The 22,629-nt window shown below is 68.0% G+C and carries 21 protein-coding genes and 3 pseudogenes; 13 read left to right on the top strand and 11 right to left on the bottom strand.

All coding sequences use genetic code 11. The features are described 5' to 3' along the window. Positions 1 to 41: 41 nt before the first annotated feature. From BN4332_RS09875 to BN4332_RS09865, 3 genes are read left to right on the top strand one after another with little or no spacing between them, the layout of a single operon-like run. The gene (locus BN4332_RS09875) at positions 42 to 1,562 is read left to right on the top strand and encodes an APC family permease (RefSeq protein WP_066898270.1); all 1,521 of its coding nucleotides are present in this window, start codon (positions 42 to 44) and stop codon (positions 1,560 to 1,562) included. Beyond that, positions 1,559 to 2,548, top strand: a complete 990-nt coding sequence (locus BN4332_RS09870) for a GNAT family N-acetyltransferase (RefSeq protein WP_066898269.1) — start codon at positions 1,559 to 1,561, stop codon at positions 2,546 to 2,548. The genes BN4332_RS09875 and BN4332_RS09870 overlap by 4 nt, the downstream gene beginning before the upstream one ends. Beyond that, positions 2,545 to 3,780 (top strand): acyl-CoA dehydrogenase family protein, encoded by a 1,236-nt coding sequence (locus tag BN4332_RS09865; protein WP_066898268.1) that lies wholly within the window; start codon positions 2,545 to 2,547, stop codon positions 3,778 to 3,780. The genes BN4332_RS09870 and BN4332_RS09865 overlap by 4 nt, the downstream gene beginning before the upstream one ends. 8 nt (positions 3,781 to 3,788) lie before the next feature. Here the strand turns inward: BN4332_RS09865 and BN4332_RS09860 are convergent. Continuing rightward, positions 3,789 to 4,244: pseudogene (locus BN4332_RS09860) on the bottom strand (zinc-binding dehydrogenase); the annotation flags it as partial. A gap of 11 nt (positions 4,245 to 4,255) precedes the next feature. On the opposite strand from BN4332_RS09860, the pseudogene BN4332_RS09855 reads away from it, so the two are divergent. Further along, positions 4,256 to 4,570, top strand: a pseudogene (locus BN4332_RS09855) (class I SAM-dependent methyltransferase); the annotation flags it as partial. A gap of 14 nt (positions 4,571 to 4,584) precedes the next feature. Here the strand turns inward: BN4332_RS09855 and BN4332_RS09850 are convergent. Beyond that, a complete protein-coding gene (locus BN4332_RS09850; RefSeq protein WP_066898278.1) occupies positions 4,585 to 6,615 on the bottom strand; it encodes a glycoside hydrolase family 15 protein in 2,031 nt (676 codons plus the stop codon). Between the two features lie 104 nt (positions 6,616 to 6,719). On the opposite strand from BN4332_RS09850, the gene BN4332_RS09845 reads away from it, so the two are divergent. The 6 genes and pseudogenes from BN4332_RS09845 to BN4332_RS09825 all read left to right on the top strand — a co-directional run bounded on the left by BN4332_RS09845 (position 6,720) and on the right by BN4332_RS09825 (position 11,132). Further along, on the top strand, positions 6,720 to 6,923 hold the full coding sequence (locus tag BN4332_RS09845) for a hypothetical protein (RefSeq protein WP_066898277.1): 204 nt from the start codon (positions 6,720 to 6,722) through the stop codon (positions 6,921 to 6,923). Positions 6,924 to 7,062: 139 nt separating this feature from the next. Further along, positions 7,063 to 7,155 (top strand): Ms4533A family Cys-rich leader peptide, encoded by a 93-nt coding sequence (locus BN4332_RS35175; RefSeq protein ID WP_353961794.1) that lies wholly within the window; start codon positions 7,063 to 7,065, stop codon positions 7,153 to 7,155. 129 nt (positions 7,156 to 7,284) lie between these two features. Continuing rightward, a pseudogene (locus tag BN4332_RS09840) lies at positions 7,285 to 8,341 on the top strand (sulfate ABC transporter substrate-binding protein). Further along, positions 8,338 to 9,216: a sulfate ABC transporter permease subunit CysT gene (cysT, locus tag BN4332_RS09835; RefSeq protein ID WP_066898267.1), complete on the top strand. Its 879-nt coding sequence runs from the start codon at positions 8,338 to 8,340 to the stop codon at positions 9,214 to 9,216. Before BN4332_RS09840 ends, cysT begins: the two are co-directional and overlap by 4 nt. After that, positions 9,213 to 10,034 (top strand): sulfate ABC transporter permease subunit CysW, encoded by an 822-nt coding sequence (gene cysW / locus BN4332_RS09830; RefSeq protein ID WP_066898266.1) that lies wholly within the window; start codon positions 9,213 to 9,215, stop codon positions 10,032 to 10,034. Before cysT ends, cysW begins: the two co-directional genes overlap by 4 nt. A 21-nt stretch (positions 10,035 to 10,055) precedes the next feature. Then, on the top strand, positions 10,056 to 11,132 hold the full coding sequence (locus tag BN4332_RS09825) for a sulfate/molybdate ABC transporter ATP-binding protein (RefSeq protein ID WP_066898265.1): 1,077 nt from the start codon (positions 10,056 to 10,058) through the stop codon (positions 11,130 to 11,132). A 4-nt stretch (positions 11,133 to 11,136) separates the two neighbouring features. Here BN4332_RS09825 and BN4332_RS09820 read toward each other — a convergent pair whose 3' ends face one another. The 9 genes from BN4332_RS09820 to BN4332_RS35170 form a co-directional block, all read right to left on the bottom strand. After that, entirely contained in the window at positions 11,137 to 11,397 is a 261-nt protein-coding gene (locus BN4332_RS09820) for a metal-sensitive transcriptional regulator (RefSeq protein ID WP_066898264.1), read from the bottom strand. Between the two features lie 61 nt (positions 11,398 to 11,458). After that, on the bottom strand, positions 11,459 to 12,319 hold the full coding sequence (locus tag BN4332_RS09815; RefSeq protein ID WP_066898263.1) for a sulfite exporter TauE/SafE family protein: 861 nt from the start codon (positions 12,317 to 12,319) through the stop codon (positions 11,459 to 11,461). Further along, entirely contained in the window at positions 12,316 to 12,912 is a 597-nt protein-coding gene (locus BN4332_RS09810) for a rhodanese-like domain-containing protein (RefSeq protein ID WP_066898262.1), read from the bottom strand. The genes BN4332_RS09815 and BN4332_RS09810 overlap by 4 nt, the downstream gene beginning before the upstream one ends. After that, complete coding sequence (locus BN4332_RS09805; protein ID WP_066898261.1) at positions 12,912 to 14,123, bottom strand: NAD(P)/FAD-dependent oxidoreductase; 1,212 nt, start codon at positions 14,121 to 14,123, stop codon at positions 12,912 to 12,914. The genes BN4332_RS09810 and BN4332_RS09805 overlap by 1 nt, the downstream gene beginning before the upstream one ends. Positions 14,124 to 14,145: 22 nt before the next feature. Further along, positions 14,146 to 15,525, bottom strand: coding sequence for an MBL fold metallo-hydrolase (locus tag BN4332_RS09800; RefSeq protein ID WP_066898260.1), 1,380 nt, complete (start codon positions 15,523 to 15,525; stop codon positions 14,146 to 14,148). 145 nt (positions 15,526 to 15,670) lie between these two features. After that, entirely contained in the window at positions 15,671 to 16,384 is a 714-nt protein-coding gene (locus BN4332_RS09795; protein ID WP_066898259.1) for a sirohydrochlorin chelatase, read from the bottom strand. Between the two features lie 16 nt (positions 16,385 to 16,400). Continuing rightward, on the bottom strand, positions 16,401 to 17,102 hold the full coding sequence (locus BN4332_RS09790; RefSeq protein ID WP_066898258.1) for a phosphoadenylyl-sulfate reductase: 702 nt from the start codon (positions 17,100 to 17,102) through the stop codon (positions 16,401 to 16,403). An 8-nt stretch (positions 17,103 to 17,110) separates the two neighbouring features. Further along, positions 17,111 to 18,799, bottom strand: a complete 1,689-nt coding sequence (locus BN4332_RS09785; RefSeq protein WP_066898257.1) for a nitrite/sulfite reductase — start codon at positions 18,797 to 18,799, stop codon at positions 17,111 to 17,113. A gap of 124 nt (positions 18,800 to 18,923) precedes the next feature. Then, positions 18,924 to 19,028: an Ms4527A family Cys-rich leader peptide gene (locus BN4332_RS35170; RefSeq protein ID WP_353588717.1), complete on the bottom strand. Its 105-nt coding sequence runs from the start codon at positions 19,026 to 19,028 to the stop codon at positions 18,924 to 18,926. A 94-nt stretch (positions 19,029 to 19,122) separates the two neighbouring features. On the opposite strand from BN4332_RS35170, the gene hemW reads away from it, so the two are divergent. From hemW to BN4332_RS09770, 3 genes are all read left to right on the top strand, one after another. Beyond that, positions 19,123 to 20,322, top strand: a complete 1,200-nt coding sequence (hemW, locus tag BN4332_RS09780) for a radical SAM family heme chaperone HemW (RefSeq protein ID WP_066898256.1) — start codon at positions 19,123 to 19,125, stop codon at positions 20,320 to 20,322. A gap of 139 nt (positions 20,323 to 20,461) precedes the next feature. Beyond that, positions 20,462 to 21,850, top strand: a complete 1,389-nt coding sequence (locus BN4332_RS09775) for a salicylate synthase (RefSeq protein ID WP_084459227.1) — start codon at positions 20,462 to 20,464, stop codon at positions 21,848 to 21,850. 227 nt (positions 21,851 to 22,077) lie between these two features. Continuing rightward, a partial coding sequence (locus BN4332_RS09770; protein ID WP_200820286.1) for a beta-ketoacyl [acyl carrier protein] synthase domain-containing protein occupies positions 22,078 to 22,629 on the top strand: 552 nt, incomplete at its 3' end.

Below are 22,629 nucleotides of genomic sequence, written 5' to 3'. Positions count from 1 at the left end.
ACACACCGCGGGAGGCGTCGCGGTCAGAAAGGGACATTTCCGTGACTACTACAGACGAACCGAAGACCCCAGTGGGGCAACGCACCCTGATCGCCGCGGAATCGACCGGGCTCGAATCCGGGGCGCTCGGCCCATGGGGCGTGTTCGCCCAGGGCCTGGCGGCCGCGGCGCCCAGCGTGGCCCTGGCCGTGGTGCCGTTCTCGTTGTTCGTGGCGGCAGGCAAGGGCGCGGCGTGGGCGGCGGTGATCGGGCTGTCCATCGTGGTGCTGGTGGCCATCACGATCAGCTTCCAGGCCAAACGCACGGTCTCGTCGGGATCGTTGGGGACGTACACCGGCAACGGACTAGGCCCCGGCTTCGCGTTCGCCGCGGGGTTCAGCCTGCTGTTCGGCTACATCGGGTTCGCCACCACGGGCACCCTCGGCGGGGTCTTGTATCTCGATGCCTTCCTGGAGTCGATCGGCCTCGGGTCCCAAGCGGTGTGGTTCCGGCTGTTGCTGGTGATCGTCGTGGTCGGCATCGCGGTCTATCTGCCCTATCGCGGGGTCTCACTGGCCGCCAAATACGAACTTGCCTTCGAGCTGCTGGCCATCGCCTCGATCCTGGTGATCATCGTGGCCTCCTACATCGGCTACGGGTTCCGCGTCGACTGGGAACAGTGGAATCCGCAGCATCTCGGATCCAGCGCGACCTTCATCGCGGCGGTGACCGCGGTGGGGTCCTACGCCGGGTTCGAGAGCGTGGCCTCGCTCGGCGCCGAGGCCAAGGACGCTCACCGGAACATCGCCCGCTCGCTGCTGCGTGTGGTGCTGCTGATCGGCGCGCTCTACATCTTCGCGACCTACCCGCAGATCCTGCACTTCGGTGAGATCGACGGTGACAAGGCAGTGCTGCCGCAGCTGGCCAGCAGTGCCGGGGTGGAATGGGTGAACCAGATCGTCAGCGGCGCGGTCGCGGTCGCGTTCATCGTGTTCGTCACCGCGGTCACCACCGCCGCGGCCCGCTCGCTGTTCACCTTCGCCCACGAAGGCGCGCTGCCCCACGTTTTCACCAAGGTGCACGCGAAATACAAGACTCCCTGGGCCGGTGTGCTCTTCGTCGGCGCCCTGGCCCTGACGTTCTCGGTCGTGGCGACGTTCAGCTCGGCCGGCCGGCTGCTGTTCGACGTCTACGGCGGCTATGTGGCCAACTGGGGCTTCCTGGTGAGCTACCTGCTGGTGGTCATCGCCACGCCGATCTGGCTGCGCAAGATCGGCGCGCTGACCCCGCTGCGGCTCGCGGTCTCGGTGGCGGCGACGATCGGGCTCGGGTACGTGATCGTGAGCAACTTCTATCCGGTACCCGAGTTCCCGTTCAACATCCTGCCTTTCGTCTTCGGCGGCATCTTGCTGGCCGGCCTGTCCTGGTACTGGTACCTGAAGCGGACCCGGCCCGAGGTGGCCGCCCGCATCGGCACCATCCAGACCCTGTCGGAGGCCGAGCAGCAACGGCTGGCCGACCAGGGGATCGGCGAGGTGCTCGAGCAGTCCGACACCGCCGTGTCCGGTGAGGCGCGAAAATGACGCTCACCGACCATCGGCCGGCCGCCGGCTGGAAAGTCGAACCGGTCACCGCCCATGACTTTCCGCGCATCGCCGATTTTCTGGCCACCACGCCGGGTCTGGCGGGACGGAAGTTCGCCGCCGATTCGCGCGACGTCGCCGAACAATTCGACGGGGTGTACCCCGGATCGGCGGTGGTGCTGCGCGGCGAGCCGGCAGACGTGCTCGGGTACGCGGCACTGCACCGGCCCGACGGTGCCGAACCGGAGGTGTTGGGAACCTTCGTCTTCGGACCGCTGGTGCCGAGTGCCGCGGTCGACGCCGTCGTCGGCGACACCGTCGAGGTGTTCCGCCGAGTGGCTGTGCCCGGTGCCTACCTACGGGTGTATATCGGTGCGGACCAGCCCGCGGCGATCCAGGCGCTGGCTCGCCGGGGTGCGCGGCGGGAGCGGCAGTTCGTTGCCACCCGTAAGCCGTTGTCCGGCGAGGATCCGGCGGCCCTGGACGCCGCGCGCATCGACGGCCTGACGATCCTGTCCTGGCCCGAGGTGATCTCTGGCGGCTGCGCCGAACAGGTGCGGCAACTGCAATTCGATACGTTCAGTGAGCATTTCGGCAACATGTCGAAGACCCCGCAGCGCTGGGAACACCACCTCCGCAGCCGCGCCTTCAACCCGGATTTCAGTATCGCCGCGGTCGACGACGCCGGGGTGGTCGTCGGTTACGTGCTGGGCTCGACCTACACCACCGGAGCCGGCGCCGAGCAGGAACGCAGCGCCCACACCGATTACATCGGCGTGCGGCGAGATCTCAGAACACGCGGCACCGGTGAACTACTGCTGCGAAAGATCTGGCTGGCCGCGCTGCGGCGCGGGTTCACCGTCGCGTCACTGGGCACCGACATCAACAACGCGAGCAACGCGCACGAGCTGTACCGCCGGCTGGGTTACGTGGCGGTCAGGGATCAGTACGCGTACCGCATCGACAACGACGGGAGCTCCCGATGAGCAAGACAAACACCCACCTGAAGCGGCCGACCGCATACGACGCCGAACTACGGGCGGTGTTCGAGCCGGTCTTCGAGCGGATCGCCGAAGGCAACGTGGCCCGCGAACGCGATCGGGTGTTCCCGCACGAGCAGGTGCGCTGGCTCGGCGAAGCCGGGTTCGGCACCCTGCGAATCCCCGTGGAACAGGGCGGGTTCGGCGCCTCGCTGGAGCAGACCTTCCTCCTGCTGGCCGACCTCGGGCAGGCCGATGCCAACGTCGCCCACATCTGGCGCAATCACCTGGCATTCGTCGAGGACCGGCTCAACGCGCCGGTGACCGAGGACAACAACACGTGGATCAAGCGCTTCCTGGCGGGGGAGTTCGTCGGCGGCGGCTGGACCGAGGCCAACAACGTCACCCTGGCGAACCTGACCACCACCGTCACCGCGCAGGACGACCACTGGCTGGTGTCGGGAGCGAAATACTATGCGACAGGCAGTCTTTACGCCGACTGGCTGGATGTACTGGGCCGCGGTGACGACGGTGAGCTGTGGACCGCACTGGTGCGAGCCGACGATCCGGGCGTCACGTTGACCGACGATTGGCGCGGATTCGGCCAGCGCACCACGGCCAGCGGCTCCGCGCGATACGACCGTGCACGCGCCGAGCCGGGCAATGTGTTTCCCGCCGCGGAGCGGTTCGGCTATCAGGCCCACTTCTATCAGATCGCGATGCTCGCCGTGCTGACCGGGATCACCAAGGCGGTGCACCGCGACGGACTGGCCGCGCTGCGCCGGCGCACCCGCAACTACCCACAGGGTCTGGCCGAGGTGCCCGCCGAGGATGCCCAGCTGTTGCAGGTGATCGGGGAGATCTCGGCCGAGGCGTTCGGCGCCGAGGCCGCGCTGGGATCGAGTGCGCGCACCCTGGACCGGATCGTCGCGGGCCGGCTGGCCGGCAGCGATGACCACGCCCGGGAACTGCTGATCGACGCCGAGGTGTCCGTAGCGCAGGCACAGCTGGTCATCATCGGCTCGGCGCTGCGGTCCACCACCAAGGTGTTCGACGCCCTGGGTGCCTCCGGGGTGTCCGAAGAGCTTGGCCTGGACCGGCATTGGCGCAATGCCCGCACGTTGGCGTCGCACAATCCCGTCGTCTACAAGGCGCGGATCCTCGGCGACTGGTTCGTCAACGGCAAGGATCCGGTGGCCGACCTGGCGAGCCGGGGCCGCGGGGGACAGGGCAATTAGGCCGCGGGTCAGGCGACCCGCAACACCGCCTTGCCCGCGACCTTGCGGCCCAACAAGGCCGCCGCGGCAGCGGAGATGTTGTCCCACGTGTCGCGCAGCCCGATCTGGGGATCGAGCTCACCGTCGGCCAGCAGCGTCAGCAGATAGTCCAGGTCAGCCTGGAACGGTGCCCGAACCGTGAACGGCTCCAACCGTTTCCGGTTACCCAGCCGCCGTTCGGCCTCGAAGTCGATCGTCGTGGGCTCGTTGGAGGCCATGCCGATCGACTGCACCGAACCGCCGTCGGACACCAGGCTGAAAGCCTCGGCCAGGAGCTTGCCGCCGACATTGTCGAGCACGCCGAACACCGGCTCGGTCACGGTGTTCAGCCCGACCACGACCTCGGCCGCGCCGAGCTCTTCGAGGCCTTCACCGCGCGCCGGGCTGCCGACCGCGGCGATCACGTGCGCGCCGGCCCGTGCGGCCANCGGCGGACCACGGTGTGTCCGGGCGGTGCCGTTTCGAGGTGGCCGATCTCGACGACGGATTGCCGGACGGGCCGCCGGTCGACGTGGTGCTGTGCCATCGCTTCCGTGACCCCGGGCTCTACCCGGCACTGGCCGCCCGGCTGCGTCCGGGCGGGCTGCTGGCCGTGTGTGTGCTCAGCGAGGTCGGCGCGGAGCCCGGCCGATTCCGCGCCGCCGCGGGAGAACTGGAGACGGCATTCGCCGGCCTTGAGCCGGTCGCGGCGCACGAAGGGGACGGCGAGGCCTGGATCCTGGCGCGGTCACCGCTCACCGAGCGGAGCTGACCGGGCCCGACCGGTTACATCGGCGCGTTCGCGGGCTGGAACACGCCGGAACTGTCGGACTCCTCCTCGGCCCGGATCACGTGCACCACGGCGTTGATCAGGGCCAGGTGGGTGAACGCCTGCGGGAAGTTGCCGAGGTGCCTTCCGGTGCGGGGTTCGATCTCCTCGGCGTACAGGTGCAGTGGGCTGGCGAACGACAGCAGCCGCTCCAACAGGTGTTTGGCCCGGCTCACCTCACCGATCTCGACCAGCGCCGACACCAGCCAGAACGAACAGATGGTGAAGGTGCCCTCTTCGCCGGACAGACCGTCGTCGGTCTCCTCGACCCGGTAACGCAGCACCAGCCCGTCTTCGGTGAGTTCATCGGCGATCGCCAGCACGGTGGCCCGCACCCGCGGATCGTCGGAGGGCAGGAACCGGGTGAGCACGGCGAGCAACAGCGACGCGTCCAGCGCGTCGTCGTTGTAGCGCTGGGTCAGCACGCCGCGCGAATCCACCCCGCGGGCCAGTATGTCGGCCTTGATCTCCTCGGCGGTGGCGCGCCACTGCTGCGCGTAGCTCTTCTCGCCCTGCAGTTCGGCCAGCTTGGAACCGCGATCGAGCGCCACCCAGCACATGATCTTGCTGGAGGTGAAGTGCTGCGGTTCGCCGCGCACCTCCCAGATCCCGCGGTCAGGTTCCTTCCAATGCTTGATGGCCTCCTCGACCTGGTTCTTGAGCACCGGCCAGAGTGCCTCGGGAATCTGCTCGCGCGACTTGGCGTGCAGGTAGACCGAATCGAGCATGGTGCCCCAGATGTCGTGCTGCATCTGGTTGTAGGCGCCGTTGCCGATCCGCACCGGCCTGGCGTTGTCGTAGCCCGACAGGTGGTGCAGCTCTTCTTCGACCAGGCTGCGTTCCCCACCGACGCCGTACATCACCTGCAGCGGGTGGCGTTCGCCGTTGTTGGCACCGGACACGTCGGCGATGAACGAGAAGAAATCGTCGGCCTCCCGGTCCAGGCCGAGGGTGTACAGACCCCACAGCGCGAACGTGGAGTCGCGGATCCACGAATAGCGGTAGTCCCAGTTGCGTTCGCCGTGCGGGGTTTCCGGCAGCGACGTGGTGGGTGCGGCCAGCAGGGCGCCGGTCGGCGAGTAGGTCAGCCCCTTCAACGTCAGCGCGCTGCGCTGCAGGTACGACCGCCACGGGTGATCGGGGAAGTCACCGATGTTGATCCACTGCCGCCAGGACTCGCTGGTCTTCCACATCTTCTCGGCGGCCTCGTCGTAGGTCTGCGGCGCCGGGTGCTTGGACCAGCTGAGTGCGACGAACACGTTGTCGCCCTCGGTGAGCCGGGTGCGCGCGCGGGCCTCACGGCCCTCGATCCCGATCCGCAGATTGGTGGTCAGCCGCAGCGTCGGATGTGAATCCGGGTTGCGGCTGGCCCGGGCGATGGCCTCGCCATAGGCCGGGCCGGAGTACTCCCACGAGGCGCTGACCCGGTGGTAGTCGAACGCCGGCTCGCAGTTCATCACCAGTTCCACGGTGCCGCTGACGCAGCGCACGGTGCGCAGCAGGATGTGCTCGGCATCCCAGTCCATCGGGGTGCGCCGGTGGGTGCGCGAGCGGGTCTCGATGTCGTGCCAGGGGCCCATCACCAGCGCGTCGCGCACGATCAGCCAGCCGGTGTGGGTCTGCCAGGTGGTCTCCAGGATCAGGCTGCCGGGCAGGTAGCGCCGCGCCGCGGGGACCGTCACACCGTACGGACCGAGGCGGAAGTGCCCGGCGCTGCGGTCCAGGATGGCGCCGAAGACGCTGGGGGAGTCGGGCCGGGGGACACACAGCCACTCCACCGAACCGGCCGAGGAGATCAGGCAGGTGTTCTCGCAGTCGGACAGGAAACCGTAGTCGGCGATCGGCGGGAACGGGTTCCGCAAGGCACCGCTCGCCGAGTACGGCACCGGGGCGGTGACCGTCAACGGCGTGTCACCGGTCTTGGTCGCCACAGGTTTCTTCTCGAGTGCCGCGACGACATCCGTGGGCTCGGTGTGTTGCAGAACCATCCGCACATCATCATCTGCGGATACAGGTGGCGTCTACCCGAACCGCGCGTGTCGAACGTTACTGGCGTGACGGGATGATTTCGCCGATCACCTACGCTTGCCCCATGACGGCAATCCTGAACTGGTGGGACGGCGTCGAACTGTGGCTGACCGGGCTGCCGTTCGTCGTCCAGACCGCGGTGGTGATGCCGGTGGTGCTGGCGCTGGCCTACGGCACCGCGGTGCTGCTCGACGGCGCCCTGGGCTGGGGAACTACCGGGTTGCACCGGCTGCGCCACGCGTCGGCCGACGAGGTGGAATCGGAGTGAACGGCATGCCGCGCTCACGCGTCACGTTGGTCTTGGTGATCCTGGTGGTCCTGGTCATCGTGATGTGGTTGCTGACCCGCTGAGGCGGGACCGTTCCGCTCAGCGGGCGCGACGTCGGAATTCTGTTATTCTTCGCGCCATGCACGCAGCGTCCGGCAGCACGGAGAGCCATGTCCTGGCGCTCCTCGCCGTGGGTTCTTGCGCTGTTGCTGATGTCGACTGTTGTCGCTGACTCCAACCCGTCCGCGGTTTGGTGTCGGTGGCGGTTCTGTGCCCGGATGCTCGCCTTGCCTCCCTCGCCTCCCTTGCCTTTCCGCATGACGGACCTCTCAATGTCCGCCGTCTGCAAGAAAGGTCCTCAGTGCCCGTCAACAATCTCAACTTCCGCAAGTTCTGGCGCACCGCCACCGTCCTGGCCGCCACCGGCGCGCTCGCCGTCGGCTGCGGTGGCGGCGCCAGCGACGTCCCCNAGCGACGTCCCCGGCGGCGACGCCGGCGCCGCCGATGCCGACACCACGCTGACCCTGGTCGCGTACGCGGTGCCGGAGCCGGGCTGGAGCAAGATCATCCCGGCCTTCGCCGCCTCCGAGGAAGGCAAGGGTGTCGCGGTGCGGACGTCCTACGGCGCCTCCGGCGACCAGTCCCGGGCCGTCGTCGACGGCAAGCCGGCCGACATCGTGAACTTCTCCGTGGAACCCGACGTCACCCGGCTGGTCAAGGCAGACAAGGTGGCCGACGACTGGAATGCCGGCAACACCAAGGGCGTCCCGTTCGGTTCTGTGGTGTCATTGGTGGTGCGCAAGGGCAACCCCAAGGGCATCAAGGATTGGGATGATCTGCTGCAGCCGGGCCTCGAAGTGGTCACCCCGAGCCCGCTTAGCTCGGGCTCGGCCAAGTGGAACCTGCTGGCGCCGTACGCGGCAAAGAGCAACGGCGGCAAGGATTCCGCGGCCGGTCTCGACTTCGTCAACAAGCTGGTCTCCGAGCACGTCAAGACCCGCCCCGGTTCGGGCCGCGAGGCCACCGACGTGTTCCTGCAGGGTACCGGGGACGTGTTGATCAGCTACGAGAACGAGGCGATCAACGTCGAGCGGCAGGGCAAGCCCGTCGAGCACGTCAACCCGCCGCAGACGTTCAAGATCGAGAACCCGGTCGCCGTCGTCAAGACCAGCGCGCACGCCGACAAGGCCAAGGCGCTGGAGAACTTCCTGTTCAGCCCAGAAGGCCAGAAGCTGTGGGCCGAGGCCGGATTCCGTCCCGTCGACCCGGCGGTGGCCGCGAACTTCACCAAGGACTTCCCGACGCCCGAGAAGCTGTGGACGATCGCCGATCTGGGTGGCTGGGACGAGGTCGACCCGGCACTGTTCGACAAGGAGAACGGGTCGATCACCAAGATCTACAAGCAGGCGACTGGATGACAGCGGTAACTCAGGCCGATGCAGCCCAGCCTCATCCGGCAGCGCCCGCGCCGGGGGATCAGGTCCCCGGCGCACGGCCCGGCCGCTACGGCAGTACCTCGCTGCGGGTGGGTGCGGCCTCGATCTGGTTGAGCGTCATCGTGTTGCTGCCGCTGGCGGCAATCGTGTGGCAGGCGGCCGGCGGCGGGTGGAACGCCTTCTGGCTGGCCGTCACCTCCAACGCTGCGGTGGACTCGTTCCGGGTGACGCTGACCATCTCGGCCGGGGTGACCCTGGTCAACCTGTTCTTCGGCCTGCTGGTCGCCTGGGTGCTGACCCGCGACGACTTCCCGGGCAAACGGCTGGTCGATTCCGTGATCGATCTGCCGTTCGCGCTGCCGACGATCGTGGCCAGCCTGGTGATGCTGGCGCTGTACGGCCCGGCCAGCCCGGTCGGGCTGCACCTGCAGCACACCAAGTGGGGTGTCGGCATCGCGCTGCTGTTCGTCACGCTGCCGTTCGTGGTGCGCTCGGTGCAGCCGGTGCTGCTCGAGCTCGACCGCGAGACCGAGGAGGCGGCCGCGTCCCTGGGCGCGAGCAACCGGGTGATCTTCGTCAAGGTCATCCTGCCCGCGTTGCTGCCCGCCCTGCTGTCCGGCGCCGGCCTCGCCTTCTCCCGGGCCATCGGCGAATTCGGCTCGGTGGTGCTCATCGGCGGTGCGGTGCCCGGCGAGACCGAGGTGTCCTCGCAGTGGATCCGGACGTTGATCGAGAACGACGACCGAACCGGTGCGGCGGCGATCTCCATTGTGCTGTTGCTGATCTCGTTCGTGGTGCTGTTCGTGCTGCGAGCGGTGGGGTCGCGGGCCGCCAAGCGTGAGGAGCTCTCGGCATGACATTGTCACCGTGGGTTCGGCTGCTACTGCGGTATCTGGCGCTGGCCTATATCGCGGTGCTGGTGGTGGTCCCGGTCGGGCTGATCCTGTGGCGCACCTTCGGTCCCGGCCTCGGCGCGTTCTTCGCGTCGGTAGGTACGCCCGCGGCCATCTCGGCATTGCAGCTGTCGTTGTTGGTGGTCGCGATCGTGGTGCCGCTCAACGTGCTGTTCGGAGTTCCCACCGCCCTGGTGTTGGCGCGCAACCGGTTTCGCGGCAAGAGCGCGCTGCAGGCCGTCATCGACCTGCCGTTCGCGGTGTCGCCGGTGGTGGTCGGTGTCGCACTGATCCTGCTGTGGGGGTCGGCCGGGCTGTTCGGCTTCGTCGAGAACAACCTCGGGCTCAAGATCATCTTCGGCTTCCCGGGCATCGTGCTGGCCAGCATCTTCGTCACGGTGCCGTTCGTCATCCGTGAGGTCGAACCGGTGTTGCACGAGATCGGCACTGACCAGGAGGAAGCCGCGGCGACGCTGGGATCGACCTGGTGGCAGACCTTCTGGCGGATCACCCTGCCGTCCATCCGGTGGGGCCTGACCTACGGCATCGTCCTGACCATCGCCCGCACGCTGGGCGAGTTCGGCGCGGTGATCATGGTGTCGTCGAACCTGGCCGGCACCTCACAGACATTGACCCTGCTGGTGGCCGACCGCTACAACCGCGGCACGGCGGACTCGGTGTACGGGGCATACGCGATCTCGACGTTGCTCATGGTGGTGGCCGTGATCGTCCTGGTCGTCCAGGTGCTCCTCGACCGACGCCGTACCAAGGCCGCCGAGTAGGCCTGAGAAGGAGATAGAGCTATGACCGATGCGATCGTGGTTCGGGGCGCCAACAAGCATTACGGCGATTTCGCCGCGCTCGACAACATCGACTTCGAGGTGCCATCGGGGTCGTTGACCGCGCTGCTGGGCCCCAGCGGTTCGGGCAAGTCGACGCTGCTGCGTGCCATCGCGGGCCTGGACCAGCCCGACACCGGGACCATCACCATCAACGGGCGCGACGTCACCGGTATCCCGCCGCAGCGCCGCGGTATCGGCTTCGTGTTCCAGCACTATGCGGCGTTCAAGCACCTGACCGTGCGCGACAACGTGGCGTTCGGCCTGAAGATCCGCAAGCGTCCCAAGGCCGAGGTGACCGAGAAGGTCGACAATCTGCTGGAAGTGGTGGGGCTGGCCGGTTTTCAGACCCGCTATCCCAATCAGCTCTCCGGCGGCCAGCGTCAGCGTATGGCGCTGGCGCGGGCGCTGGCCGTGGATCCGCAGGTGTTGCTGCTCGACGAGCCGTTCGGGGCGCTGGACGCGAAGGTGCGCGACGACCTGCGGACCTGGCTGCGCCGGCTGCACGACGAGGTGCATGTCACCACGGTGCTGGTGACCCACGACCAGGCCGAGGCGCTGGATGTGGCGGATCGCATCGCCGTGCTCAACAAGGGTCGCATCGAACAGGTCGGCTCACCGACCGAGGTGTACGACGAGCCGGCCAATGCCTTCGTGATGTCGTTCCTCGGTGCGGTGTCCGAGCTGAACGGAATCCTGGTGCGGCCGCACGACATCCGGGTGGGACGCAACCCGGAGCTGGCGGTCGCCGCGGGAGACGGCACCGCCGAGGCCACCGGGGTGCTGCGGGCCACCATCGACCGGATCGTCATGCTCGGGTTCGAGGTGCGGGTCGAGTTGACCAGCGCGGCAACCCATGTGCCGTTCACGGCCCAGATCACCCGGGGCGACGCCGAGGCGCTCGGTCTGAAGGAGAGCGACACCGTCTATGTGCGGGCGACGCGGGTCCCGCAGATCGCCGGCGATGTGCAGATTCCGCTGAGCGGCAAGGATTCCGCGGACACCGCCGACGACGAGGACGAGGCGCTGCCCGTCCGGTGACGGGTCAGGCCAACGTCAGGAACAGCCGCTCCAGCTCGGCGACGTCCATGGTCTCATCGCTCTCACCGGTGATGCACTCGCGCAGACCGGTCGCGACGATCTTGAACCCGGCACGGTCGAGCGCGCGGGACACCGCGGCGAGCTGGGTCACGACGTCCTTGCAGTCGCGGCCCTGCTCGATCATGGCGATGACACCGGAGAGCTGGCCCTGGGCGCGGCGCAGCCGGTTGAGGATGGCGGAAATCGATTCTTCGTCGCAGATCACGGCGTCTCCCTTGACTGGAGTAGATGGCGGGAATGGTACCCGCGGGGGTATGTGAGTGGGGTCATGTCGCGGTGGCCGGCGGACCGAACAGCCACCGCAACGGACACCAGCCCAACCGGGCGCAGCCGGCCCTGCTCAGCGCGGCGAGCACGACGAGACCGGCCGTGGTGATCCCGACGGCGGGGTGCAGCTCCTCACCGAGGATCACCGCGGCCATGAGCAATACGAACCAGCCGAAGGCGCGGCGCAGCACGCCGGGGTCGATGCGTGTGGTCAGTCGGGCACCGAGCAGGCTGCCCAGCACCGCCGCGGCGGTGACCGCACCGGCCACCGTCCAGTCGATCGGCACGGTGCTGACGTGACCCGCCAGACCCGCCGCCGAGTTCATCGTGATCACCAACAGCGACGTCCCCACCGCGACGGGCATGGGCAGACCACCCAGCAGGGCCAGGGCGGGCACCACCAGGAATCCGCCGCCGGCGCCCACGGTCCCGGTCACCAATCCGACCGCCAGGCCCGTCCGGACCGTCTTGGCGATCGGCATCGTGCGTGCCGACGGTTCGCATGCGGCGCGCCGTCGGAGCATCGCGATACCGGTGGCCACCATGACCACGGTGAAGGCGATCAGCAGCACCGATCCGGGGACGACGTAGCTGAGCAGGCCGCCCAGGTAGGCCCCGGCCATGCCGGCCGCCCCGAACATCAGGCCGCTGCGCCACTGCACATGACCCGCGCGGGCATGCGACAGGGTGCTGACCGCGCTGGTGACCCCCACGACCAGCAGCGAGGTGGCGATCGCCTGCTTGGCCTCCATGCCGGCCACATAGGCCAGCAGCGGAACGGTGAGGATCGAGCCGCCCCCGCCCAGGAGTCCGAGCGACATCCCGACGAGGACGGCCAGCGCGACAGCGAGGGCGATCATGCCGAGGCGCCCTCGGCGGTGGGCGTGGAACCGACGAGCTGTCCGACGATGGTCTGGGCGTCGCAGGTCGCGCCGCGGTTGTAGGGCAGCCGAGCCAGCAGCATGCCCATCGCGCAGGTGTTGGTCAGGGCGGCGGTGGACAACCCGGCGCCGATGGCGGCCGCCACCCATTTCAGCTTGGGGACGGCGATGCTGCCCAGCACGCTGCTCAGCACGATCGAACCCGCCACCAGGCGAACCTGACGCTCCAGGTCCCAGCGCTGTGCGCCGCGGCGCACCCCGAATCCGTGGTTCTGCCAGGCGGTCATGCCGCCTTCGAGGATCTGCACGTTCGGCAGGCCGGCATCATGCAGCGCCTGTCCGGCGGTGCCGGCCCGCTGCCCGGAGCGGCACACCAGCACGATGTTCTCGTCGAGGTGCCGGACGATCTCATCCCGGTGCTCCTGCAGCAGATCCAGCGGAACGTTGTAAGCGCCTGGGATGTGGGCGGTTTCGAACTCGGCGGGGGTGCGGACGTCGATGAGCCGGGGGCCGGCGCCGGCCTGTGTGAGCTCGTTCAGCGCGGCGGCATCGATGGTCGACGAGGTGGGCATCAGGCCAGACCTTTCAACATGAGATTCCAGTACATGGCGGGCAGCCCGTACTTCTTGAGGTACCAGTACGGCCGGTGCGGCTTGACCGGATCGAGTACCGGGAAAGAGGGTTTGAGCGCGAAGTCGTAGTCGAACTCGGCCAGCAGCATCTCGTTCGACGAGGTGACGATCGGGCATGACGCATAGCCGTCGTAGGAGCCCGGCAACGGGCGTCCACTGAGCACCGCGGCGATGTTCTCCACCACTGCGGGCGCCTGCTTGCGAATGGCCGCACCGGTTTTCGAATTCGGGGACGATCCGGCGTCACCGAGGGCGAACACGTTGGGGTAGCGCACGTGCTGCATGGTGTGCTTGTCGATGTCGACGTACCCGTTGGCGTCCCCGCCGACATGACTGGTGGACAGCGGGCTGGCCTTGATCCAGTCCGGGGCGGACTGGTGTGGCGTCGCGTGCAGCACGTCGTAGGGCAGGGTGGTCTCGGTGCCGTCGGTCAGATTGGTCACCGACACCTTGCGGCTCGCCGAGTCGATCGACCGCACCTCGCTTCCGGTGTGCAGGTGGATCCCGTAGTCGGCGATCACCTTGTCGAGATTGTCGGCGATCGCGGGGATGCCGAAGATCCGCGGCGTCGGGACCACCAGGTGCACGTCGATGTTGTCGAGCACACCCTGGCGCCGCCAGTGGTCGCAGGCCAGGTAGGCGATCTTCTGGGGCGCCCCGGCGCACTTGATCGGCCCGGACGGCATGGTGAACACCGCGGTGCCCGAGCGGGTGTTGCGGATGAATTCCCAGGTTCGCGGGGCGAGATCGAAGCTGTAGTTGGACGACACCCCGTCCTTGCCCAGCGTGTCGACCAGGCCCTCGGTGCGCTCCCAGTCGAGCTGGATGCCCGGGGCCACGACCAGCACGTCGTACGAGTACGTCGCACCGTCGGTACAGGTGACGGTGTTGGTGTCCGGGTCGACGGCGGTGACGGCACTCTTGATCCAGGTGGCCCCGCGCGGCATCACCGACGACTCGGCGCGCTCGGTCTCGGCGGCGGTGGCCTGCCCGCCGCCGACCAGTGTCCACAACGGCTGGTAGTAGTGCTTGTCGGACGGCTCGATGACCGCGACGTCGGTGAATCGTTTGCGCAGCAGCCGGGACGCCACGGTGACCCCGGCCGTGCCGCCGCCGATGATCAGGACCTCATGCTTGCGTGGGCTGGACATATGCGTTGTGTATTCCTGTCTCTCAGACGGTTTGGATACCGGACACCCATGCGCCATAGCCACCGAGGATGTCGCTGACATCGGTGAAGCCGCGCTGGCGCAGCAGACTCGCCGCCACCGACGAGCGGTAGCCGCCGGCGCAGTACACCACGGTCGGGCGGGTGGGATCCAGTTCTCCCGTGCGGTCCGGCAGTTGTCCCACGGGAATGTTGACCGCGCCGGGGATCATGCCCGCCTCGGTCTCGCCGGGATTGCGCACGTCGACGATCTGCAGGTTCTCGACCGTTGCGGCCCGCTCGGCGAAGGCGGTGGCGGTCAACCGTGAGGCGACCGTCACATCCTCGGCGTGCTCGAACATGGTCCGCTCGGGATCGTCGAGGTAACCCAGCACCCGGTCGAAACCGATGCGGGCCAGCCGGTTCTTGCCCTCGCGTTCCTCGCCCGGTGCGGTGACCAGGACGATGTCGGCGTCGGGCTTGACCACCGAACCGGCGAACTCCGCGTAGCGCCCGGCCAGGCCGATGTTGATCGCGTTGCGCAGGTGACCCAGCGCGAACTCTTCCGGGCTGCGGCCGTCGATCAGCATGGCGCCGTTCGCGACGGCCTCGGTGGCCTGCCGGTAGTCGAGCACCTCGGGCATCGCCTCCTCGTCCAGCAACGCACGGTCCTTGCGGTTGAGAATCGCGTCGTACACGAAATAGCTCGGGGCGGGCGGCTGGCCGGCGGTGACGAGCTCGATGAAGGTCTGCTTGTCCGGGGCCCGCAGCGCGTAGTTGGTCTGCTTCTGCTCACCCATGGTGGACGACAGCTCGGTCGACAGGTTCTTGCCGCAGGCCGACCCCGCACCGTGGGCCGGGAAGACGCGGGTGGCGTCGGGCAGCGGCAGCAACTTGTCCTGCAGCGAGTGATAGAGCTTGTCGGCGAGCTCGTCGCGGGTGAAACCGATCGAGGCCAGCAGATCCGGCCGGCCGACGTCACCGATGAACAGGGTGTCACCGGTCAGCACACCGTAGGGGACGGTGTCCTCGGCCCGTTCGTAGACCACGATGCTCATCGACTCCGGCGTGTGGCCGGGGGTGTGGCGGAACTCCAGCACCACCTCGCCCAGTGAAATGCGTTGGCCGTCTTCGACTCCCAGGTGATCGAACTCGGGCTGGGCCACCGACGAGTACACGATGTCGGCACCGGTGGCCTCGGCCAGCTCGAGGTGGCCGGACAGGAAGTCGGCGTGGAAATGGGTCTCGATCACGTGGGTGATCTGCAGGCCGAACTGTTCGGCATCGGCCAGGTACTCGGACACATCGCGCTGCGGGTCGACGACCACGGCGCGGCCGGACGATTCGTCGCCGATCAGGTATGACGCGTGCGACAGGCAGTCCAGGTAGTACTGGGTGAACTTCATTGTTCGACTCCTCGGTGGACGGTTCTGTATACCTACGGGGGTATATCGATAGGACCGACTATACCCCGAGGGGTATATGAGTCAAGCTCACGAAAATGCCCCCGGGGGTACCCGGGGGCATTGGTCGTGCCTCGACGAGGGTGGGTCAGGCGGCGAAGCCGGCGCTGTGCGCGGCCACTGCCTCCTCGTACCGATCCAGGACCGTGGCCGCCACCAGTCGGTGCGGCCCCAGTGGTTCGGCCATCGGAATGCCTGCAGTGCAAGCGAATTCGGCGACGCGGTCGGTGATGCGGCCATGCGCCAGGAACCAGGGCGCGATCACCAGGCGGCGGGCGCCGCGCTGATGGAGGCGCTCGACGGCATCCGACAGGCCGGGGGTTTGGCCTGTGGCGAAGGCCACCTCGGCACCGGCCCAGCGGGTGCCCTCGGCCAGTGCCCCGGTCAGGGCGGCGGTGCGTGCGTTGGCCGCCGGATGCGACGAGCCCACGCCGACCAGGATCACGCCCAGGTCGGCGTCGAACCGGGATACCCCCACCGCGGTCAGCCGTTCCCGCACCACCTGGAGCAGGCGCGGGTCATCGCCGAGCACGTCGGCCTGGGTCACCGTGGCGCCGGAGTCGGCGATCAGCTCGGGGATGTCGATCCTGGCGTGGTAGGCACTGCCCAGCAGTAGCGGTACCACCACCGCGCCGGGCTCGACCTCGGGCAGCACCTCGGTGAGATTGGGTGCGTTCTGCTCGCAGAACGCGACCCGCACCTCGGTATCGGGCAGCAACCGGCGTAGATGACCGCCGATGGCATGCGCGTTGGCCGACGAGCGCGGATCCGCGCTGCCGTGTGCGGTGAGAACGAGCGTCACAGATACCTCACGTGCCTCACGAGGCGTGCAGCCCGCACTCCGTCTTGGCCTGCCCGGCCCACCGTCCGCTGCGCGGATCGGCGCCTTCGGCCGGCTTGCTGGTGCACGGCGCGCATCCGATCGACGGGTAGCCGTCGTAGACGAGGGGATTGACCAGGATGTCGTTGGCCTCGATGTAGGCCTGCATGTCCTCGTCGGACCAGGCGGCGATCGGGTTGATCTTCACCAGCCCGAAGGCGGCGTCCCAGCTGATCAACGGGGCGTTGGCCCGGGTCGGCGCCTCGACCCGGCGGATACCGGTGACCCAGGCGGTGTAGCCCGCCAGCGCCTTGCCCAGCGGCTCGACCTTGCGCAGCTTGCAGCACTGGCCGGCATCGCGGGCGAACAGATCCTTGCCGAGCAGCTCGTCCTGCTGGGCGACGGTGTGCTCGGGACGGACGTTCACCACGTTGACGCCGTACACCTGCTCCACGGCGTCCCGCGTGCCGATGGTCTCGGCGAAGTGGTAACCGGTGTCCAGGAACAGCACGTCGACGCCGGGGCGCACCTTGGCCGCCATCTCGACCAGCACGGCGTCCTGCATGTTGGACGCCACTACGTAATTGCCGCCGAAGTGCTCGTCGGTCCAGCGCAGCAGTTCCTCGGCGCCGGCATCGGCCAGCTCGGCCGCGCCCTGCTCGGCCAGTTCCTTCAATTCCGCTTCAGTCAAAGTGCTCATCTCGTCGTCTACCTCAAGTCCGCCTCGTCGGCCCGAACGGCCCACTGGGCGAAACGCTCGTTGCCCTCGCGTTGTTTCACAAAGTTGCGGACGACCCGCTCGATGTAGTCACCGAGCTCGGTGGCCAGCACCTTGTGCTGGCGCAGCTTGCGTCCGAATCCGCTGTCGAGGCCGAGGCTGCCGCCGAGGTGGACCTGGAAGCCCTCCTCGGGGCCGTTGCCGTCGTCCACCATCTGGCCCTTGAAACCGATGTCGGCGACCTGGATGCGGGCGCACGAGTTGGGGCAGCCGTTGATGTTCACGGTGACCGGCACGTCCAGCTCGGCGTTGAGGTCACCGAGCCGGGCCTCCAGCTCGGGAACCAGATGCTGAGCCCGGCCACGGGTGTCGGCGAAGCTCAGCTTGCAGTACTCGATACCGGTGCAGGCCATCAGGTTCTGGCGCCAGTGCGACGGCTGCGACTGCAGGCCGAGCGCGTCCAGGCCCGCCCTGAGCTCCGCCAGCTTCTCGTCGGGCACGTCGAGGATGATCAGCTTCTGGTAGGCGGTCAGGCGCGCGCGGTCCGAACCGGCGGCCTCCATCAGATCGGCGACCTTGGTCAAGATGGTGCCCGAGACGCGCCCGGCGATCGCCGAGACGCCGACGGCGTTGAGGCCGTTGCGGATCTTCTGCACGCCGACATGGTCCACGGTGTGCGGCACCTGCTCGGGTGCCGGACCGTCGTGCAGCTTGCGGTGCAGGTACTCCGTTTCGAGCACTTCCCTGAACTTCTCGGTGCCCCAGTCCTTGATCAGGAACTTCAGCCGCGCCTTCGAGCGGAGCCTGCGGTAGCCGTAGTCCCGGAAGATCCCGACCACGCCCGCCCACACCTCGGCGACCTCTTCCAGTGGCACCCACACCCCGACGCGCTGCGCCAGCATCGGGTTGGTCGACAGACCACCGCCCACCCACAGATCCAGGCCGGGCCCGTGCTCGGGGTGGTTGACGCCGATGAACGACACGTCGTTGATCTCGTGGGCCACGTCCTGCAGCCCCGAGATCGCCGTCTTGAACTTGCGCGGCAGGTTGGAGAACTCCGGGTTGCCGATGTAGAGGCGTTCGATCTCTTTGAGCGCGGGCGTCGCGTCGAGCACCTCGACCAGCGAATCGCCGGCCAGCGGGGAGCCGAGCATGCCACGCGGGCAGTCGCCGCAGGCCTCCATGGTCTGCAGCCCGACCTCGTCGAGGCGGCGCCACACCTCGGGGATGTCCTCGATGCGCAGCCAGTGGTACTGCAGGTTCTCGCGGTCGGTGATGTCGGCGCTGTCGCGGGCGAAATCGACCGAGATCTGGCCGAGGGTGCGGACGGCCTGGGCCGAGAGCGCCTTGCCGTCGGTGCGCACCCGCATCATGAAGTACTCGGCCTCGAGCAGGTCGGCATTGTCGTCACCGGTGAAGGTGCCGTCGTAGCCCTCGGTGCGCTGGGTGTACAGGCCCATCCACCGGAACCGGCCGCGCAGGTCGTCCTTGGCGATGCTGGCAAAGCCGTCGCGCGAGTAGACGTTGAGGATGCGATCCCGCACGTTGAGTGCGTCGTCCTCCTGCTTGAACTGCTCGTTGTGGTTGAGCGGGTCGCGGCTGCCCAGCGCCCACTGGCCTTCGTCGCGGGGGCGCTTGGCGGGTCGTTCGACCTTGGCTGGGGCCTCGGGGGTTGTCACTGTTGTGCTCCTTCGCAAAGGAGCTGGCGTTCAGACCGCGCAGATCACCGGTGGCTGTCCCGGCGGCGCAGATCCGGTGCCAGCTGAAACTATGGGGCGGGCGGGGTCCGAAATCAACGCAGGATCAAGGCAGACAGCAACAGCTACAGACGCGCTTGAAATCGACATGCCGACGGGCCACCAGCTGAATGCGGGTGGTGCTGTTGTGGGCGGCAGTCACGCCCGCCATTGTGCCACGATTGTCGTCACCTGCCCTAACCGGGCCATATTTGTGTTCACGGTGAGCAAAAGTCGCCGCTGGACAGTCTGGGAAAATCAAAACCGTGAACACCCGCACCGCACCCGCCGGCCGGCCCGAGTTGGCCCGCCGTGGCGACGGCGCGTTCGGCATCTACATCCACGTGCCGTTCTGTGCCACCCGGTGCGGATACTGCGATTTCAACACCTACACCGCGTCTGAGCTGGGCTCCGGTGACCTCCTGGGCCCGCCCGGGGGTGCCACCCCCGACGGCTGGCTGGCCGCCTTGCGCGTCGAACTGCGGCTGGCCGCCGAGCGGGTCGGTTCGGTGCCCGTGCAGACGGTGTTCGTGGGCGGCGGCACACCGTCGCTGTTGGGCGGGGCCGGCCTGGCGGCGGTGCTGGGAGCGGTCCGGGACAACTTCGAGCTGGCGGTCGAGGCCGAGGTGACCACGGAGGCCAACCCGGAGTCCACGTCACCGGAGATGTTCGCGACGCTGCGCGAGGCCGGCTACACCCGGGTGTCGCTCGGGATGCAGTCCGCTGCGCCGCAGGTGCTGGCGGTGCTGGACCGCAAACATTCACCGGGCCGAGCGCCTGCCGCGGCGGTGGAGGCGATGGCCGCCGGCTTCGAGCACGTCAACATCGACCTCATCTACGGCACGCCGGGGGAGACCGACGACGATCTGCGGCGCTCGATCGACGTCGCACTGGACGCGGGTGTGGACCATGTGTCCGCCTACTCGCTGATCGTCGAGGACGGCACGGCGCTGGCCAGGAAGGTGCGCCGCGGCGAGATCGCGCGCCCCGACGACGACGTGCTCGCGCGGCGCTACGAACTGCTCGACAGCCGGCTGTCGGCGGCCGGCCTGCACTGGTACGAGGTGTCGAACTGGAGCCGCGATGGCGGGGAGTGCCGGCACAATCTGGGCTACTGGAACGGTGGCGAATGGTGGGGCGCCGGGCCGGGGGCACACGGATTTCTCGGCTCCACCCGCTGGTGGAATGTCAAGCATCCCAACACATATGCGCAGAAGGTCGGCGAAAATCGGTTACCCATAGCCGATTTCGAGGAGCTGGGCGAAACCGACCGGCACGTCGAGGAAGTGATGTTGCGGGTCAGGCTCCGCGACGGGCTTCCGGTGGCCCTGCTCGATGACGGCGAACGGGACCGGGCGGAAACTCTCTGTGGTGAAGGCCTTCTCGTCTCGCGGCAGTCATCCCTTGTCCTGACCGACCGTGGTCGTCTGCTCGCCGACGGCGTCGTGCGAGATCTGCTCGCCTAGCAGGCGAACCACCGAGGTTCCTGTGGGGATCCTGTGAGCCAGCTGTTGGCCCGGTGTGCGCATTCGGTGCGGAAGTTGTTGATTCCGTAGTAGATACGTAGGTCTGTGCAATGCAACCAGCAGGCCTACGCTTTGGCGAATGCTCACAAGGAACGACCAAGCTGACTGCAATGCTTCGGCCGCGCTCGTCTCGTTCGAGCTGCCCGCGGGTGACGGCGCGATCGGCCCCGCCGACCTGGTTGCCGAGATCGCGCGCGAATTGTCCGAGGCCGACGGCGCCGACTACGTCGTGTACGAGCGGGCCAACCGATGGTTCCTGGCCTCCGGCCCGCGGTCCGGCGTGGAGCTGGACAGTGACGAACTGCGGCTCACCGTCGACGGGGCCGTGACGGCCCACCGTCCGTGGACCGGCAGGCCCGGTGTCGTACTCGGCCAAGCGGTGGACCGGATGCTCGCCGAAACCGGCGCCGACACCGCATTCGGTTGGGTCGCATTCGAATTCGGTGCCTACAAGTTCGGCCTCGAGGGCCGGTTGGCGCCAGGGACGCCATTGGCCCGCGTCTTCGCCCCGGCGGTGCAGATCGAGGTCACCGCGGAACGAGTCACCGTGCGCGGCGGCGGTGGGCATGAACACGATGCCGTGCGGCGCTTGATCGCCGAGGGCGTCCCGTCCACGGCCGCCCCCCGCCCCGTCGACGTCCGGCAGGACGGTAGTTCCTACCGAGACCGGGTCGCGTCCGCGATCGACGAGATCGGCGCCGGTGCCTATCAGAAGGTGATCCTGTCGCGACGCTTCGACGTACCGTTCTCCCTGGACTTCCCGTCGACCTACCGGCTGGGGCGACGCCACAACAACCCGGCCCGGTCGTTCCTGTTGCGGCTCGGTCCGCTACGCGCACTCGGGTACAGCCCCGAGCTTGTTGCCGCCGTGCACGGGGACGGGCTGGTGGTGACCGAGCCGCTGGCCGGAACCCGTGCCTTCGGTCGCGGCGCCGCCGACGATCGGGCGGCGCGCGACGATCTTGAGTCGAACTCCAAGGAAATCGTCGAACACGCGATATCCGTGCGCAGTTCGCTCAAAGAGATCGCGGAAGTCGCCGAGCCGGGCACGGCGACCGTCACCGACTTCATGACGATTCGGGAGCGCGGCAGCGTGCAGCACCTGGGCTCCACCGTCGGTGCCCGCCTCGACCCGTCGATGGACCGTATGGACGCCCTGGAGGCGCTGTTCCCGGCGGTGACCGCGTCGGGAATCCCCAAGGCCGAGGGGGTCGACGCCATCCTGCGCCACGACGAGTTGCCCCGAGGGTTGTACTCGGGTGCGGTGGCGATGTTCTCCGCCGACGGCTCCCTCGACGCGGCCCTGGCCCTGCGGGCGGCCTACGAAGCCGACGGACACACCTGGCTGCGGGCCGGTGCCGGGATCATCGCCGAGTCCACCCCAGACCGTGAGTTCGAGGAGACCTGCGAGAAGCTGAGCACGCTGTCGCCGTACCTCATCGAGGGTGGTGCGCGCTCATGTGAGTGAGCTAACACCCGACCGCGGCTGTGTGCGATGGCGACGAACTCGACCCAAAAGCTGCGTAGACCGGGATAACCGCACGTCATCGCCCTCGGGAAGCCTCACAGGTGCTTCACAGCCGAGTACGGGGTAGAACCCCTCATTTTCCGGATCGTGTGCCAGTATTGTCCGCATGTCGGCAGCGTATTTAGGCAAGCCTATCCAGACTTACCTTCTGACGGGGTCCTGCTGACATGGCATCACAGAACTCAACGCCGGAACCCATCGCCGTCATCGGCATCGGCTGCCGCGTCGCGGGAAACGTCACCACGCCGGCGGCTTTCTGGAACTTCCTGCTCGAAGGACGCAGCAACGTCACCGAGGTCCCGGAAGAGCGCTGGGAGCCCTATCTGCGACGCGATCCGCGCAACGCGGCGGTGCTGCGCGAGGTCACCCGGCTGGGCACGTTCCTCGACGACCTGCCCGGCTTCGACGCCGAGTTCTTCGGGGTCTCGCCTCGCGAGGCGGAGGTGATGGACCCGCAGCAGCGGCTGGCGCTGGAGGTCAGCTGGGAGGCGCTCGAACATGCCGGGGTCTCACCGCGGGAGCTCGCCGGCAGCGACACCGCCGTGCTCATGGGCGTCAACTCCGACGACTACGGCAAGTTGATCATGGAGGACCTGCCCGGCATCGACGCGTGGACCGGCATCGGGACGTCGCTGTGCGGCATCGCCAACCGGGTATCCCATCTGCTCGACCTGCGCGGCCCGAGCGTGGCGCTCGACGCCGCGTGCGCGGCCTCGCTG

The sequence above is a fragment of the Mycolicibacterium houstonense genome (genome assembly GCF_900078665.2).
Classification (GTDB): Bacteria; Actinomycetota; Actinomycetes; order Mycobacteriales; family Mycobacteriaceae; genus Mycobacterium; species Mycobacterium houstonense.
This window is presented reverse-complemented; position numbering and strand designations above follow the sequence as displayed.